At 37.1% G+C, this 15,976-nt stretch carries 14 protein-coding genes; 6 read left to right on the forward strand and 8 right to left on the reverse strand.

Annotated elements, in window-relative coordinates; genetic code table 11:
- Window positions 1-33 precede the first annotated feature (33 nt).
- The 3 genes from AC4D4B_RS17040 to abc-f all read left to right on the forward strand — a co-directional run bounded on the left by AC4D4B_RS17040 (window position 34) and on the right by abc-f (window position 4,960).
- The gene (locus AC4D4B_RS17040; RefSeq protein ID WP_490996108.1) at window positions 34-1,305 is read left to right on the forward strand and encodes a DNA polymerase IV; all 1,272 of its coding nucleotides are present in this window, start codon (window positions 34-36) and stop codon (window positions 1,303-1,305) included.
- A gap of 87 nt (window positions 1,306-1,392) precedes the next feature.
- On the forward strand, window positions 1,393-2,808 hold the full coding sequence (gnd, locus tag AC4D4B_RS17045; RefSeq protein ID WP_491000588.1) for an NADP-dependent phosphogluconate dehydrogenase: 1,416 nt from the start codon (window positions 1,393-1,395) through the stop codon (window positions 2,806-2,808).
- Between the two features lie 424 nt (window positions 2,809-3,232).
- Window positions 3,233-4,960 carry a ribosomal protection-like ABC-F family protein gene (gene abc-f, locus AC4D4B_RS17050; RefSeq protein WP_491000589.1) on the forward strand — a complete coding sequence of 576 codons (1,728 nt, stop codon included), beginning with the start codon at window positions 3,233-3,235 and terminating at the stop codon, window positions 4,958-4,960.
- 295 nt (window positions 4,961-5,255) lie between these two features.
- Here the strand turns inward: abc-f and AC4D4B_RS17055 are convergent, their stop codons facing one another.
- Window positions 5,256-5,645, reverse strand: coding sequence for a hypothetical protein (locus AC4D4B_RS17055; RefSeq protein WP_491000590.1), 390 nt, complete (start codon window positions 5,643-5,645; stop codon window positions 5,256-5,258).
- A 967-nt stretch (window positions 5,646-6,612) separates the two neighbouring features.
- On the opposite strand from AC4D4B_RS17055, the gene AC4D4B_RS17060 reads away from it, so the two are divergent.
- On the forward strand, window positions 6,613-7,374 hold the full coding sequence (locus tag AC4D4B_RS17060) for a glucose 1-dehydrogenase (protein WP_066104838.1): 762 nt from the start codon (window positions 6,613-6,615) through the stop codon (window positions 7,372-7,374).
- 362 nt (window positions 7,375-7,736) lie between these two features.
- Here AC4D4B_RS17060 and AC4D4B_RS17065 read toward each other — a convergent pair whose 3' ends face one another.
- From AC4D4B_RS17065 to AC4D4B_RS17075, 3 genes are read right to left on the reverse strand one after another with little or no spacing between them, the layout of a single operon-like run.
- Window positions 7,737-8,459, reverse strand: coding sequence for an MOSC domain-containing protein (locus tag AC4D4B_RS17065; protein ID WP_491000591.1), 723 nt, complete (start codon window positions 8,457-8,459; stop codon window positions 7,737-7,739).
- A gap of 12 nt (window positions 8,460-8,471) precedes the next feature.
- Entirely contained in the window at window positions 8,472-9,125 is a 654-nt protein-coding gene (locus AC4D4B_RS17070) for a potassium channel family protein (RefSeq protein ID WP_491000592.1), read from the reverse strand.
- 16 nt (window positions 9,126-9,141) lie between these two features.
- The gene (locus AC4D4B_RS17075; RefSeq protein WP_490996112.1) at window positions 9,142-10,455 is read right to left on the reverse strand and encodes a TrkH family potassium uptake protein; all 1,314 of its coding nucleotides are present in this window, start codon (window positions 10,453-10,455) and stop codon (window positions 9,142-9,144) included.
- Window positions 10,456-10,776: 321 nt separating this feature from the next.
- Here AC4D4B_RS17075 and AC4D4B_RS17080 point away from each other — a divergent pair, with 321 nt between their 5' ends.
- The gene (locus AC4D4B_RS17080; RefSeq protein ID WP_490996113.1) at window positions 10,777-10,965 is read left to right on the forward strand and encodes a hypothetical protein; all 189 of its coding nucleotides are present in this window, start codon (window positions 10,777-10,779) and stop codon (window positions 10,963-10,965) included.
- 71 nt (window positions 10,966-11,036) lie between these two features.
- On the opposite strand, the gene AC4D4B_RS17085 is transcribed toward AC4D4B_RS17080, so the two are convergent.
- Window positions 11,037-11,906 carry a hypothetical protein gene (locus AC4D4B_RS17085; RefSeq protein ID WP_491000593.1) on the reverse strand — a complete coding sequence of 290 codons (870 nt, stop codon included), beginning with the start codon at window positions 11,904-11,906 and terminating at the stop codon, window positions 11,037-11,039.
- A gap of 80 nt (window positions 11,907-11,986) precedes the next feature.
- Window positions 11,987-13,654: a glycosyl hydrolase family 28-related protein gene (locus tag AC4D4B_RS17090; RefSeq protein ID WP_490996115.1), complete on the reverse strand. Its 1,668-nt coding sequence runs from the start codon at window positions 13,652-13,654 to the stop codon at window positions 11,987-11,989.
- 187 nt (window positions 13,655-13,841) lie between these two features.
- Between AC4D4B_RS17090 and lepB the strand changes: the two genes are divergently transcribed.
- Complete coding sequence (gene lepB, locus AC4D4B_RS17095; protein ID WP_490996116.1) at window positions 13,842-14,390, forward strand: signal peptidase I; 549 nt, start codon at window positions 13,842-13,844, stop codon at window positions 14,388-14,390.
- Between the two features lie 66 nt (window positions 14,391-14,456).
- On the opposite strand, the gene AC4D4B_RS17100 is transcribed toward lepB, so the two are convergent.
- On the reverse strand, window positions 14,457-14,660 hold the full coding sequence (locus AC4D4B_RS17100; RefSeq protein WP_490996117.1) for a hypothetical protein: 204 nt from the start codon (window positions 14,658-14,660) through the stop codon (window positions 14,457-14,459).
- An 84-nt stretch (window positions 14,661-14,744) separates the two neighbouring features.
- Window positions 14,745-15,971: a hypothetical protein gene (locus AC4D4B_RS17105; RefSeq protein WP_491000594.1), complete on the reverse strand. Its 1,227-nt coding sequence runs from the start codon at window positions 15,969-15,971 to the stop codon at window positions 14,745-14,747.
- Window positions 15,972-15,976 lie beyond the last annotated feature (5 nt).

Raw genomic sequence — 15,976 nt, forward strand, 5'->3', positions numbered from 1 at the left:
CAGTGAATATAAGGGAATAAGAGGGTTTAAGAGATGGAACAACGTCAAGTAAAAAAAGGCGGAAGAGTCATTTTACATGTGGATATGAATAGCTTCTACGCCTCAGTTGAAATGGCACATAATCCCGAATTGAAAGGCAAGCCGTTGGCGATTGCCGGGAATGCAAAAGAAAGAAGAGGGATTATCGTGACATGCAGCTATGCAGCGCGTAAACATGGAGTGAAAACGACTATGCCTATTTGGCAGGCGCAGAAGCTGTGTCCCGGCCTTATCCTGATGGAACCTAATTTCGACCGGTACCGAGCTGCCTCTCAAGGTATTTTTGATTTGTTGAGGATGTATACACCGCTTGTAGAACCAGTTTCGATTGATGAAGGGTATTTGGATATTACCGATTATTGTGGGGAAAGATCACCAGTTGAAATAGCCCAGACAATTCAAAAAAGGATTATGGAAACGATGGATTTGCCTTGCAGTATAGGTATAGCTCCAAATAAGTTTTTGGCGAAAACAGCTTCAGATATGAAAAAACCAATGGGAATTACGATTCTTAGAAAGCGTGAAGTTCAGGCTAAACTATGGCATCTACCGGTTGGAGAGATGCATGGAGTGGGCCAGAAAACAGCTGAAAAACTATCATCAATAAAAATTGAAACAATTGGTGATTTGGCCAATGCACATGAGGTTTCGCTTAAAAAGCTGCTTGGAATTAATGGGGTGCGATTAAGAGAAAGAGCTAATGGCATTGACAGACGTGTGGTAGATCCTGAGTCGATATATGATTTTAAAAGTGTTGGGAATTCAACCACATTACCAAGAGATGTAACAAATCAGCAGGAATTATTTGAAGTCCTGCATCGTTTGAGTGAAAAAGTTTCTGCTCGGTTAAAGAAGAAGGAACTGCTGACCATAAAAGTTCAAATAATGATTCGTTATAAGGATCGAAAAACAGTAACTCGAGGTAAAACCCTTCAAAATCCTATTCATAAGGCTGAAGATCTATATAGCCATGCACGAGATCTTTTTTCAAAGCATTGGAATGGAAATCCAGTTAGGCTATTAGGGGTAACAGCAAATGAAGTAGTGGAACAGCAGGAAGCAATTAAGCAATTGGACATTTTTTCTTTTGATCAGGATGAAAAAGAAGTGAAATTGGATACGACTGTGGAAAAGCTAACCAAAAAGTTTGGGGATAAAATTATCCGAAAAGGGATAGAAATAGATAACAATAAAGTGGATGCTAATACCAGTTTTAGCAAGGACTTCTTAAAACGTCCCAAACCTAGTAATGACAAGGGAAACTAATTCATAGCACTTGCGAAAATAGTGTAAAATTGCTAAAGTTAATACGATTTAATATAGCGAATAAATCAATGAAAGGAATGTTTACAGATGGAAAAACAACAAATCGGTGTAATCGGTCTTGCCGTAATGGGTAAGAATTTAGCATTTAATATTGAAAGCCGTGGATATTCCGTTTCAGTATATAATCGTTCACCTGAAAAAACAGATGCTATGATGAAAGAGGCGGAAGGCAGAAATGTTCATCCTACCTATTCAATCGAAGAATTTGTAAACTCATTGGAAACGCCGCGTAAAATCTTAATCATGGTTAAAGCGGGAGCAGCAACTGATGCAACAATTGCCCAATTAACTCCTTATCTTGATAAAGGGGATATCCTGATTGATGGCGGTAACACGTTCTTTAAAGATACGCAGCGCCGTAATGAAGAATTAAGCAAGCAAGGCTTCCATTTTATTGGGACTGGTGTATCCGGTGGTGAAGAGGGAGCATTAAAAGGTCCTTCTATTATGCCTGGAGGACAAAAGGAAGCATACGAGCTTGTAGCTCCAATTCTAAAAGCAATTTCTGCTAAAGTTGGCGATGATGCTTGTTGTACATATATTGGGCCGGATGGGGCTGGCCATTATGTGAAGATGGTTCACAATGGAATTGAATACGGAGATATGCAATTGATTTCCGAATCCTATGCTTTATTACGCCATATTCTAGGGCTTAATGCTGATGAACTTCATGGAGTTTTCTCCGAATGGAATAAAGGTGAACTTGATAGCTATCTAATCGAAATCACAGCTGACATCTTTACGAAAAAAGATGAAGAAACCGGTAAGCCGATGGTAGATGTGATCCTTGATAAAGCGGGCCAAAAAGGAACTGGAAAGTGGACAAGTCAAAGTGCATTGGATCTTGGTGTACCACTGCCAATCATTACTGAATCTGTGTTTGCGCGTTTCTTATCTGCGCTGAAAGAAGAACGTGTGGAAGCTTCTAAAGTATTATCAGGTCCTGAAGTTAAACCATTTGCCGGAGATAAAGCAGCATTTATCGAAGCAATTCGAAAAGCTTTATATTTGAGCAAAATTTGTTCATATGCTCAAGGCTTTGCGCAAATGAAAGCTGCATCTGACGAATACAACTGGGATCTTCAGTATGGTGATATTGCGATGATCTTCCGTGGCGGATGTATCATTCGTGCCCAATTCCTTCAAAAGATTAAAGATGCTTATGATCGCAATCCTAACCTTAAGAATCTTCTTTTGGACGATTATTTCAAAGAAATTGCATTAAGCTATCAGGAAGCGTTGCGTGAAGTAATTGTAGCAGCTGTTCAGGCTGGTATTCCGGTACCATGCTTTACAGCAGCATTGTCCTACTATGACAGCTACCGTGCAGAAACATTGCCTGCAAATCTATTACAGGCACAACGTGACTACTTTGGAGCTCACACATACGAGCGTGTAGATAAAGAAGGCATTTTCCATACTGAATGGATGGAATCTAAATAATATCAATAAAGCAGCTTAAAGATCCTTGTTCTTTAAGCTGCTTTTTTTATGTATAATCATGGGAATGAAATCCATACTAGGAAATAGATTTTAGCAAATCCTCAGTGACTGAAAAGTCATAATAGTTTTAGAACAGTTTGACATCGTTCAAGTAGCTGGCATATACTGTAAATAATAAATGGTAAAGGACTGATATTGGGACGATGAGAATCTAATCTTGTTTTCTGCGATGTTTTTTTATAAAAACAGAAGCCTGAAAATTGGATTAGTGTGCCCATAACACGTTCTTTCATTGAATAGAGTATAAATAAAGGATTCAGCTGCCATAGCTGTATTCATATTTGTATACCTCTGTTGATAAACGATGTTCACACCCCAATAGGCTTCTGTTGGGGTTTTTAGTTGTTAATTTTAAGAGGTGAGAATGAATATGCTAAGTCTGAAGGAAATACAAAAAAGCTATGGTGAAAGAACGATTTTAAAGAATATAAATATGATTATAGAATCTGGGGATAGAATTGGGCTGATTGGCTATAACGGGGCAGGTAAAACAACGTTAGCCAATATTATGACAGGAGCAATTCAAGCGGATAAAGGGAATATTAGTTTTGGGAAAGATCATGTCAGTATAGGATATCTGCGGCAGTCAATTGACTATACAGCCAGTATCTTTCAATCCATGTTGGAGACCGGGGCTGAGGCTGGAATGTTTGAGCTGACGAGTCAGCTTGGATTAGAAGGGTCACAGTTGTGGAATCAAGAACGATTGGACCATTTAAGCGGGGGAGAACGTTTAAAGCTTGCACTCGCACATATTTGGTCAACCAAACCTGATTTATTAATTCTGGATGAACCAACCAATCATTTAGACTTTGATGGGATTCTTTGGCTGGTAGAGGAGCTTGCATCCTATCAAGGTGCGGCCATTATCATCTCACATGATCGATACTTCCTGGACCTGGCTGTTAAACGTATATATGAAATTGAGGATGGTATTGCGCATGAGTACACTGGCAATTACAGTGCTTATAAGAAACAAAAAGAAGAAAACAGAAGAATTCAGCAGCATCAATATGATCAACAACAGAAAGAAATCAAACGGGTAGAAGCGCAAATGAATCAATTGAAGAATTGGTCAGAAAAGGCACACCGTGATTCAACGAAGCATGGCACTGCCTCTGAAAGAAAATTAATGGGCAAAAAAGAATATTACCGAGTTAAGGCCAAGAAGAAGGATATACAGGTTAAATCCAAGCGAAAAAGGCTGGAAGCGGAACTTACAAAAAAAAGAATAGAAAAGCCTGCTGATGAAGTAAAGATTGAATTTGATTTTCAGGCGGCGGACAAGCACGGTAAACGGATAGTGGAGGCAAAGGATTTAAAAAAGCAATATAGAGAGCATACAGTTTTCCAAAGCAGTTATTTTTATATAAAACACGGGGAGTCAATTGGCGTCGTTGGTCCTAATGGCGCGGGGAAAACAACGCTAATTCGGCTGATTCTAGATCAAGAGCCCATCAGCGGCGGAGAGTTATGGAAAAGTCCTACTCTGAAAATCGGTTACTTAAGTCAGGATGTTGGTGATCTCCCGGTTCATAAGAAACCAATAGAAGCACTTGGACTTTATGAAAGGGATTCGATATTTAAGGCAAAAACGTACTTGGCGAATCTCGGGATTACAGCAAGACAAGTAGATGAACCGATTTCCTCCCTATCGATGGGGCAGCGTACGAAAATCAAGCTAGTTCAAATGCTGATGGAAGGTTATGACTTGTTGATACTGGATGAACCGACTAATCATCTCGATTTACCGAGCAGAGAACAATTGGAGGAGACTCTTTCAACCTTTGCCGGGACCTTGGTAATTGTGTCACATGATCAATATTTAATTGAACGTCTATGTAACAAGCTGTTGGTTATTGATGAAAAAATCATTAACCGCGTTGAAAGAAACAATCGAAATCCGACCGGACAAATACCTGCAATAAATAAGACGATCGAAGAAGAACTTATGGTCGTAGAGACAAAATTAGCTGCGGTCTTAAGTCAATTGAGTTTATTAACACCAGGTGATTCTAAGTACAGTGCGTTGGATGAGGAGTTTAAACAATTAATTGAACAGAAGGCTATTCTGAATAGAACCGGAAATTAGCCATTTATCTTAAAGAAGTGCTCTGCAGATATGAATGAAATTATTATGGTGTTCACTATTGGTGAATTCCACGCCCGATAAGTAAGAAGAACCCGCCATCATTTTCTGTGGGCAATCATTTTTTTATAGTATCATTTGCGAGACGTGCCTACTCATGAAGCTATAATTTGGTATTAGTTAAAATAAAAGAAACTACAAAGAGACGATCCTTTGTATCGACCCAAAATTTAGTTTTTCACTCTAATTTTTAGGAGTCATTACCATTTGGTCGTCTCTTTTACATTTATCATCGTACTTATTTATTTGTTTTAGATGCCAATTTTCTACCATAATACCAGTATGTCAGCATCCCCAAGATATACGCAATAATATCCCAAGCATCACCGGTACTCGTTTTTATAAATAGAGGAGTTATGACCTCCCAACAGATTCCACAAAATAAACCGGCAACGAGGAAGTGATGGATCTTGGTTAGCTGAAACGAAGTCCAGTTACTTAGAGACAGAACAAAGTTCAGGTATGCTGCAAAGGAGATGCCTCCTAGGTAGTCATTGAAATGACATCGCAGCAGATATCCGAGGACAGGAATTTGTACATCCGCTTTAATTAATTCATTCATTTGAAAAAGGATCAGCGGCACAATGAAAAATAACAAATCCTTCTTTTGTCTCTTATTTAACCGCATATTGAGAAGAGAACCAATGCGACTATGATTGCGAAAACAGTTGACCAGAAACCCATAAGGCAGTCTCCTTTACATGATAAAATTAATTTTCCACAGACTTATATTCTGAAACTCTATAACAACATATGTACACCTATGAATGCTACATAAACCGGATGACCTAGTTCAAAATTATATTCATCCCAAGAGAAAATATGCAGTGTCATCTCAAGGTTTTTTCTAATGCAGGGAATGTATATCCTTCATATTCTGAGATCGTAAGTACACAGTCCGCCAGTTTGCCCGGTGAGATTTCTGTACTCATCGCGTTAATAGCATATCGTCCTCAATGAGAGAAAAAACATCCGCTAACTCTTTATACATGACACCTGACACCTCATCTTTCCTATGTTTATACTACATAAATGCTACAACTATCTAATACCCTATTAACACGTAAAATAATCCGTTTTCATTATTCTGGAAAAGTATTTTAGTTTATTAAAATAATAGTTATCTATGAATAGAGGTTTATTTTTTAGATAATTTTAGCTGGATATTTTCATCTAAAATAGAGAATAAAAAATAAAACAAAGCCACTTCCCTTTGCAGATATGGCTATATTTTGATTTTGAGGCTCGAAGGTTATTATTCAATGCAAATTATTATGATATATCAAGAATCTTTTGAAATTAAAAAAAATATCATGTATAGTTTAATTGTAATAGAAAGATACATAATGCTAAACAAAAGTTGATAAGGCAGAGGAAATGTGGAGTTTTTAACAAGTCAAGATTGGTATCTGAACGATGAATCTCTTAAAAGTTACTTCCTAGATTTGATATATTGGAATATCAAATGCTGTGTTTCTATAAATAAAACTGGAACTTTAATCTATCATAACAGTAAGTTATAGAATTCATCGCCCTGATTTATGATCCATACATGAATCTGCCAATTAATTTAACGATGATTAGGAGGATGAACAATGGGAAGATTGCAAGACCAAGTAGCCATTATTACAGGTGGAGCGAATGGTATTGGTAAATCAATTGCGACACGCTATGCGGAAGAAGGGGCAAAGCTGGTAATCGCCGATTTCAATGAAGAAGCATTGCAAGCTACTGTCAATGAATTTAAAGCGCAAGATGTTGAGATAATGGGTGTAAAAGTCAATGTGGCAGTTGAAGAAGATGTTCAAAAAATGGTGGAAGAAACTGTGGCCACATTTGGTCGCGTAGATATTTTAGTTAACTGTGCAGGTGTATTAGACAAAATGCAGGCTGCTCATAATGTAGAAGATGCAGTTTGGAGCCGCGTAATGGATATTAATGTTGGCGGTGTAATGCGCGGTACACGTAAAGTATTGCCATACTTCCAGGCTCAGGGCAGCGGCGTAATCGTGAACCTTTCCTCCATTACCGGTTTAACTGGTGGACGTGGCGGATTTACGTATACTGCGGCTAAACATGCAGTTACAGGCATGACTAAAAATATTGCATCTCATTATGGCCCGCAAGGTATTCGTTGCAATGGAATCGCACCGGCCCAAGTTGAGACTGGGTTAACCAGTTCAGTGGATGGTATGGATATGGAAGGATTACAATATGCAACGCGTGGTGTTAGTTTAATGCCTCGTGCTGCTAAGCCACAAGAAATTGCAGACATTGCCCTTTTCTTGGCAAGCAATGAATCTTCCTATATTAATGGTGTAGTATTGGCAGCGGATGCAGGATGGTCTGCTTACTAATCAGATTAAAAAATGAATAGGTTTGAAAAAAAGGAATCCATTTGGATTCTTTTTTTATTACTATCTAGTATTTCTATAGGGTTTTCTATTAAAATTCAACATGGATCATAGTGGGGGAGAAAGGGATACAGGGAGAAAAGTGTATTTAATAAGTAGTTTATGGCAAAGACAAAACAGTGCAATTGTCCTGAAAGTTAAGGAATTTTTATTCCTGATACTGGTGATTAATTGCGGATATTCTAAACACGAATCTACCAATAAGAAATCATTAAAATTAGTAAAATAGGGAACCAAAAGGGTTCCCTTGTTTATGCTTATTACTATGATTCTTGAGCTAACAACTAGTATAGAATAATAGAATCTTAAACTAATTGTACCTTATCACCATTACGAATTTTTCCGGTTTTAAGGACGGAGGCATATACACCGAAACAATTCTGACGAGTTTTATTAATGATTTTTAATAGAGAAGGATCCTTCTCGCTGTTTTCAGGGTTAATGGTAATAATCATGCATCTTTCACAATGTCGGTTAACTTGTATTTCAACCGATTCACCAATCAAAAGACGTCTTCCAAACCAGGTATCTTCTATATATGGTTGCTTTTCAGTTAAATCGAGGACCAAGTTAGGGCGAAACCGTTTATAGTCTATCAGACTTCCTTTTTGCCTTTCTAATTCCTTTAGAGAGGCATCTGTTACGAGCAATAAATGTTCTTCCTCTATTGCGCCAAGTGGCACATCATTCGGGGTGAATTGTACAGGAGTAATACTCCTGTTTGCTGCCGCTTCGAGCTCCTTAATCAATTCAGGGTGATTCCACGTTACTCTTTGTCCTGAAGGCATAATCACTTCGATTGGTGGATAGGCATCTAAGCTGTCAGGACCCATAAAGGATGCCTGGTAACTTGCCATGATCGGAGCCTGAGTGATTGTCAGAAACTTATTTGTACGGCTATTGTCTATATAAGCATGACTGCGATCCCCATAAAGACCATAGGGCATTACATTAGCTTCCTGAACGTGTTCACCTGTAAAGGATTTAACAGGATGGCGCATAATTGCCTTCACATGCCCGATTAACATAGCAACCCACCTTTATTTATATTTCTTTTTGAACTTTTCAATACTGGAATTTGAGCCAATCAGTAAAAAGTCGTCGCCTTCTTGTAATTTGAGATCTGCAAAATGCGATAATATTGGCTGTCCGTTACGAAGGACTAAGGACACCGTAATATCGAATTTTCTTGAAAAATTCAATTCGTTCAACGACTTTCCATGCATTGTTTCAGGTACTTGCATTTCAATTGCAGAAATATCCTTCGTGATTTCAATATATTCAATGACTCCTGTTAATAATTCCTGACGTGCCACTTTCCGTCCAGCTTCTTCCTCAGGAAGGATGATGCGATCAGCACCAAGGCTTTTTAAAATTTCACCGATCTCTCGATTGTTAGCCTTGGCAATAATTTTTTTTGCTTTTCGTTCTTTTAGTTTTTTTGTAATTAATATAGCTGAAAAGGCATCAGAGCCGATTGCAACAAAGACCGCATTGAATTGGTCAATCTTCAGTTCATCGAGCACAAGCGGATCACGGAAATCACCGACAATCGCATGAGTCGAATATTCATCTAGACTCTCAAGATTTTTTTCACTGCGATCCGTAACTATTACTTCACAATGTTGTTTGTATAATTCTTTTACGATGCCAGTACCAAATCTTCCTGCTCCAATGACTAAGTATGATTTCATGAAAAGTATCTCCTTTTTAGCCTACTGCTAAGTCTTCTTTTAAATATCTTGTTTTAACTTTTTCTACTTTAAAGATGGTATATATAAAACTAAAAACTCCTATGCGGCCGATAATCATCAACATGATTAAAATCGATTTTGAAACAGGTGTTAATTCAGATGTAATCCCAAATGATAAGCCTGTATTTGTCAGGGCAGATAGCACTTCAAACATCAATGGTTCTAAAGGATGCGTTTGTAGCATGGTCAATAAAATCGTAGAACCAAAAAACAATGCCATAAAAGTAAAGAAAACCATAAAGGATTTATCGACTGCTTCCTGAGCAATGGTTTTTTTATAAATGACAACCTCTTTTTGTGACTTTGCCACTGACAATACCTTTGAAAGTAATACAGCAAAGGTTGTCAGCCTTATACCGCCACCTGTACTTGAAGAGGCTCCTCCTATAAACATAAATAAGGTTAGAAACATAAACGTTGTAATGGTTACTTGGGAGACATCTATGGTTGTCAGCCCGCCATTTCTTGCTGTCGCTGAAAAAAACAATGAATTCGATAGTTTTTCCCAAATGGAAAGTCCGCTAAACGAATTATTTGTTTCCAATAAGAAAAATATAGCCATACCGATAAATAGTAGGAGAAAATGAAGTCTTATATTAATCTTTGTAAACAAACTTTTCTTCCTTCTAAAAGATAAGAAGTACTCTACCAATGTTGGATAGCCCAGACTTCCTAAGAAGATTGTTATAGCCGTTGTTATTAGGAAAAGATGATTATGTTTAAATGAAATCAGGCTATCACCGAATAAATCAAATCCGGAATTTGTGAAGCTTGCTACTGCATGAAAGGCTGAAACGAATGCCGCATCCCAAAAATCATCATATCGGGGTCGTACCTCCCCTAATAATATAAAGAAACAAATCGTTTCTACTAATAACGCAATGACTAAAACCGAAATTCCAAGAGATGTAATGGAACTTAGTTTTGACTGGTTTTGGTCCTTGGATAAAAGTAGCATACTTGATACCGTAATCTTCTTGTCCATCACGACAAACAGGTAACTGATTAATACAACAATCCCGATTCCGCCAAGCTGCATTTCCACCATTAAGATGGATTGCCCCACCCTGGTTAATTCTGTTCCTACATCTATTGTAGTAAGTCCTGTAACGCTTAAGGCACTTGTGGACAGAAATAGAGAATCCATTATAGAAAACCCGGTGGAATTGGACTGGGGTATCCATAACAAAAAGGCAAATAAAATGATAAAACCTATGTATAGGAAGAATATTTGCCGGAATGAGTGGATTGAAGATTTGCTCTGCTGCATATTTATTTAATCTCCATTTCTTCTTTGTAAAGTTAGTGTATTGATTCATAATATAACCTGTTTGCTGTAAATGCCAATATCATCGTACTATATCTCATAATAAAACACCAAATAACATTTTTTCGTGTTCACTAAACAGTTTTTTATCCTATCACAATTTATACGAATTTAAAACAGTAAAATAAACTTTATATAGGATTACCTTTTATGACAGAAAATCAACGCACAAAAAAAATACTAGTTAGCTAGACAAATAGATGGCGATTTTTTCCAAAGAACTGAATATATATAAGTGAGGACTATGATGGGAGGGGAACCATTATGGACAATATCCAAAATTTATATGATCGTTATAAAAAAGGAGAGAAGTTTGCTAAGCCCTTTAGCCAAAAGCAAGTGGGGAAGCTAAGCGCAAAAGATCCAACAGAACTGGCATCCAATAACAAAGTGGTTCAGGATATGCTAAAGAAGTATTCGCAACAGTTCCAAAATAACAGACATCTTATATGAGCATCTATATTAAACTATGACCTTATTACCATGTGAATAAGGGCATTTTTTTGTAAACAAACAAAACCCCTTTAAGTAGGGGTTTTGGCAAAGGGCCATTCTTCTTTTTCAACCATAAGGGCATATTCAATATTTTCAGCTTGATACATCAGGGCATAATGCAAAAATAAAATGTTTTGTTTATCAATGACATCAAATTGAGAAGAATAGCTGGACAATATGGTCACCTTATCAGTTCCACGATAGTTGAAATGGAAAACAAGTCTGTTTTTCTTTATTTTTACAAGGGGAGCTTCCCAGTTTAACACCTCGGGATCGCCGGTTTCTTTTGAAAGTATGGCATATTCCCGTTCGACTCCGATAAGCTGATGTAAATCCTTGGTTTCGCATTCAAAGGCAATATTATATCTTTGTTTATAACTGATTTTGAAGTCCTCCAAAAAGTAATCAAGTGCGGAAAAATAATTCACCTCCATCGTTTCTTCATCAAGGAATGTGAATAATTTTCCTATGCTTGCATCTGAATACATTGCTGATAGAAGGGTTGCTTTTGAGCTTTGCAATTCTATAAAGGCAACCGCTGCAGTTTCTTTATCCTCCACTTCAAACTCCATTTGGAATAGCTTGAAACGTTTGAGTTGCCTCGTTGTACTTGGAATAATTAAAAATAGTATAATCCAGACTGATAATAAGAAGATTCCCTTCAATATGGTTAGCAGAAAGGTGGAGGAGATCAGTGGTTTAATCACATATTCCGTCCACCATGTAGGAGGAACGGCAGTTGAAATGGGAAGCGGTTTCACATCACCCCATAACAATTGATAAAGTGTCCAGCCAATGATGAAGAGCAGCCCGCTATAATAAATAAAAGTCAATATATCGTTTATTAGGTCTTTAATTGATGAAAGGAGTTGATTGAGGACTTCTGCAATCCGATTCACGAAATAGTCACCTCTTCACACATTTTACAGGAAAGATCGTAAATGTATATGCGAAGAGGTGGAGGATTAGAATTAGAAGTTTAAGTTTTAATTAAATTTTTAGACTTAACCAAAATGGGTGTCTTATATCCAACCGTATGAATACCATTCAGCTCGGCATTATGGTTGGCATTTTTAATTGCGATATCTCCAATCTTTGATTCAGCCTGTACATTTGATATAGTTGCTTTTGCTACGCCTTTACCAATATCGATGGCAGTTGGAGCTGAGTTTTTTATGGAAATAGTACTTAAACGAATGTCATCGGTATGCTGCCTGCCGCCAACTATTTTTATATCCGTACCCGCAGTTTGGAAATTTTCTATTGTTATATTTGTCAGTGTGATATGACGAGATTTATATTGAATGGAAACCATTGGATTCCTTTGATAATCATAATTCGAATCTCCGAGCAGAGTGAAATGGTTAATAACCACATTTTGATAGGCTGATACGACTAGACATCTTGGAGCTGAGCCTTCATATAGATCAGTGAATATCGGTGCAATTGCCACGATATTTGTCGCCGTTATATTAAAGGCAGATTTAGACTGTGGTTCTGATTCGAGATGGTGGCCAATATGTCTAAAGTTATAGGAGCGATTATCATGGATTGATATATGTCCGATTATATGGACATTGGAAGCAGCTGATGATGTATGATGTGCCTTGATTTCAACTCCTCCAAAGCATCTGGTTGAAGAATTATTAATCAGCCAAACATCGTCAGAGCCATCATCCAGCTCAAACCCATTTGAATTAGAGAATCCCTTCATATGAGCTCTTCCGCTTGGATCACACATATGGCTGTTTGTAATCAGAATATGGCTGCTATGATGTGTTGTTATTCCATCATCTCCAAATCCATAGCCAGAAAGATGATCTAACCATATATATTGGCTCGGCCATCTCGAACGTGTGCCATCGCCCAAATAGGTATAGTAGGCAGCCGAAACATCAAAACAGTGCAATCCTGCATTTCGGGCTGCAACATCCTTCACCCATCCATAGGAGACATGTGCATATGTTAAACAGCTGGAGCGGTTATTACCAGAACTGGTTCGCTCACTTTGCGGAAGTCTTTCTACATTCCAGTCAAGTGTCATCCCCTGTACGAGGATATGATGATTACCACGAATTGGACTGGAGTTTGTAATAAGAATGGCTTTTTTTGGTGATTCATTGGCTAATTTAAGAATCGTTTTATCTTTTCCTTCTCCTATAAGACATGTGTAGGAGGGAAGCTTAATTCCCTTAACAATAAAAACACCTTCTGGAATATAAACCATTCGCTTTCCTTTACCAAGAGCAGCCTCAAACGCTTTTGTATTATCTGTTATCCCATCACCAACAGCACCATAGTCGGTTACATTAATCTGTTCCTGGATCTTTTGATTCAAATGCTGATACTCTTCATCCAATTTCTTTTTCCATTCTGGATAAGGATGACCGTTCAAGATCGTGCAGCCAGCTGGATTTTTTATCTCAGGCTGTCTGCTTGTTGTCAATAAAAGACGGGGAAAAGCATATTTTAAATCCCTTAGTGGCTTCCGATTAGGCATGGAAAGAGGGGAAAACTTATTTAATTTTTCATTAAGTAATGTAAACGTCTCTTTTGCCAGACTTGCTGCAGTTTGGTTTGAAGGGAGCCATTTAGACAAAAGAATTTCATTTTTATTTGGATCATGATTTTTTGATAAGTGCAACATACTGGAGTTTCACTCCTCACGTGAAAGAAAAGAATGGATGTTATTGTATTCCCTTAGTAGACGTAAATTAATCGTAATGAAAATGTAATATCGTTTGTAGGTATCTTAGCATATTATATGGGTATAAAATATAAGAATTAAATGTAGAGACAATAGAGGAATCATGCTTGAAAGAAGGAGACTGCGGTTGAGGAAGTTATTTAAAACTGAAGTAGGAAGTTGGATTATCTCTATCGCATTTGCAATCGTCTTAGCTTACCTTGTGAAAACATTCATCATCTCCTTTTTTATTGTAGAAGGAGCCTCAATGGAACCAACACTTTATAATAATGAAAAAGTCTTGGTCAATAAGTTAGCGACGTATAGCGGTTCAGTTGATCATCAGGATATAGTGGTCATTCGAGATGAAGAAAATGATAAATACTATGTAAAGCGGATTATAGGGTTGCCTGGCGAAAAGGTTGAATATAAGAATGATTCACTTTATATCAACGGCAAGCAAAAAGATGAACCCTATCTGCCTGATGAACAGGGAGAAGTTGATTTACTGAAAATGAATAAAACAGGTGACTTTGATCCAGTAAAGGTTCCTAAAAATTATTATTTTGTGATGGGAGACAATCGGTTAAACAGCCGGGATAGCCGTAATGGATTGGGCTACATAAATGAAGATGATATAGTCGGTACATGTGAATATGTCATTCTCCCATTTAAATACGCACGTAAAACAGATTGATAAAATTGCATCTCCAAATGGTGTGAAGAAAGGTGAATGGCTCACTAGCCATTCACCTTTCCGTTTTTAAATATTTCGTTTATAGGTTTCTTTTGTCAGCACAGGGAATTGATCCACAGGGGCATCTAATTTTTGTACATTGAATACCTCTCCATATTTTTCAAGGTCACTGGCTATTTGATCCTGTAACTCTCGGGTAGGAACCTCCACGTTGTATTTCGTTCCTTCATGCAAAAGCCTTGGCTCCGTTTCAAAATAAACATAGTACATGGGAAATTCCTCCAAATCATCTTTTGGTTATTGTATTCCCTTTTTGAAGTGGACAAAACAAAAGAATTTTAGACTTTGTTTACATTATAGACCAGTGACCTGGTATAAATAGAGATCCTCATAGGCTATCTTTTGATTGTTGCTTTTTGTCTCAATCGTTCCCTCGAATATGGATTTTCCCTCATCGAAATCAAAGATGCTTATATAAGGTTTGTATTTTTCCCCTCTATAAGTGAGAATCATTTTGTTGTGATATACATTTATATTGTGATCAATCATCTCTGAGTTAACTTGGATTTTATGGTCCCTTGTGATTTTTTGTTTCTCAAAATCATATTTAACCATAGCAACTATTTTCTTTCCGTTCTCATCTTTAATAGCTGAAGCATATAATGAAGTTTGATCATAAGCTATATTAAAACTAAAATCATCTTCTTGTAATAGTTGTTTCGTTAAATCACTCGGAAGGATCAACTTATCTAATTTACTTGTTTTATAGTTGTATACATATAAGTCACGGCTAACTGTTTGGTTGCTTTCATCTGTATGGATAGTCTTATCTATCTGAAATGTAAAATGAGTACGAGCTTGCGTCGGGTTAGTATCTGTTAAACTGGTTATATAAATACTTTGCTGCTCCGTTGGTTGTTCAGTTATCAAAATGGAATTATCGTCAACTATTTTCTCCTTTTTAAGGTCAATTGTATATTCATGAAGTGTTTCTTTCTCGCTCTCGTTTAAACTTTGGCGCGTCATTACGCGTAATTCATTCATAAAAATTTGAGTATCAAGGATTTCGATATACGAGATATCCCCTTGATTTGGCAAATCGACTTCAAATGATTTCGTTTCCTCTGTTTTCTTATCAAGTTGATCAATTTTTAAACTAAAATTATGCATTCCTCGTCTAGATGAATAGTCAAAATTGGAGTTGACAAAAATTACTTTAGTCGTATCATTATACAACTGGGTACTATAAATTTTTCCTCTCATAAAGGAAGGATACTGATCTGCTAAATCTTTCAATTCCGCTGTTTCTAAATATTTTTCCCCGTAGTCCACCTGCTCAAAAAAAGGTAATTCAGATCGATAAGTGGATCCCTCTTTCGTTACATTAAACGTTTCTGTGAATCCACCTACTTGATAATCTGCTTCCAATGCTAATGTGTCTAAGATTTTAGTATCTCCATTTATTTGTTTGACGTAAAAATCAGGGAGGGTGGAGGAAGAAAAGGCCTGATTTATATAAAATACTGAAATGGATAGTAGGGTAACAAGCAGGATCAGAATAGAATTTTGATATTTTTTCATATTTT

The sequence above is a fragment of the Pradoshia sp. Z6_59 genome, assembly GCF_058267515.1.

Bases quoted from the DNA above. Each gene is read 5' to 3' on its own strand.
- AC4D4B_RS17065 (WP_491000591.1), bottom strand. From the start codon at position 8,459: ATGTTAATCGGGCATGTGAAGGCAATTATGCGCCATCCTGTTAAATCC.
- AC4D4B_RS17105 (WP_491000594.1), bottom strand. From the start codon at position 15,971: ATGAAAAAATATCAAAATTCTATTCTGATCCTGCTTGTTACCCTACTA.
- AC4D4B_RS17055 (WP_491000590.1), bottom strand. From the start codon at position 5,645: ATGCGGTTAAATAAGAGACAAAAGAAGGATTTGTTATTTTTCATTGTG.
- AC4D4B_RS17090 (WP_490996115.1), bottom strand. From the start codon at position 13,654: ATGTTGCACTTATCAAAAAATCATGATCCAAATAAAAATGAAATTCTT.
- AC4D4B_RS17040 (WP_490996108.1), top strand. From the start codon at position 34: ATGGAACAACGTCAAGTAAAAAAAGGCGGAAGAGTCATTTTACATGTG.
- gnd (WP_491000588.1), top strand. From the start codon at position 1,393: ATGGAAAAACAACAAATCGGTGTAATCGGTCTTGCCGTAATGGGTAAG.
- AC4D4B_RS17080 (WP_490996113.1), top strand. From the start codon at position 10,777: ATGGACAATATCCAAAATTTATATGATCGTTATAAAAAAGGAGAGAAG.
- AC4D4B_RS17070 (WP_491000592.1), bottom strand. From the start codon at position 9,125: ATGAAATCATACTTAGTCATTGGAGCAGGAAGATTTGGTACTGGCATC.
- AC4D4B_RS17075 (WP_490996112.1), bottom strand. From the start codon at position 10,455: ATGCAGCAGAGCAAATCTTCAATCCACTCATTCCGGCAAATATTCTTC.
- AC4D4B_RS17060 (WP_066104838.1), top strand. From the start codon at position 6,613: ATGGGAAGATTGCAAGACCAAGTAGCCATTATTACAGGTGGAGCGAAT.
- abc-f (WP_491000589.1), top strand. From the start codon at position 3,233: ATGAATATGCTAAGTCTGAAGGAAATACAAAAAAGCTATGGTGAAAGA.
- AC4D4B_RS17100 (WP_490996117.1), bottom strand. From the start codon at position 14,660: ATGTACTATGTTTATTTTGAAACGGAGCCAAGGCTTTTGCATGAAGGA.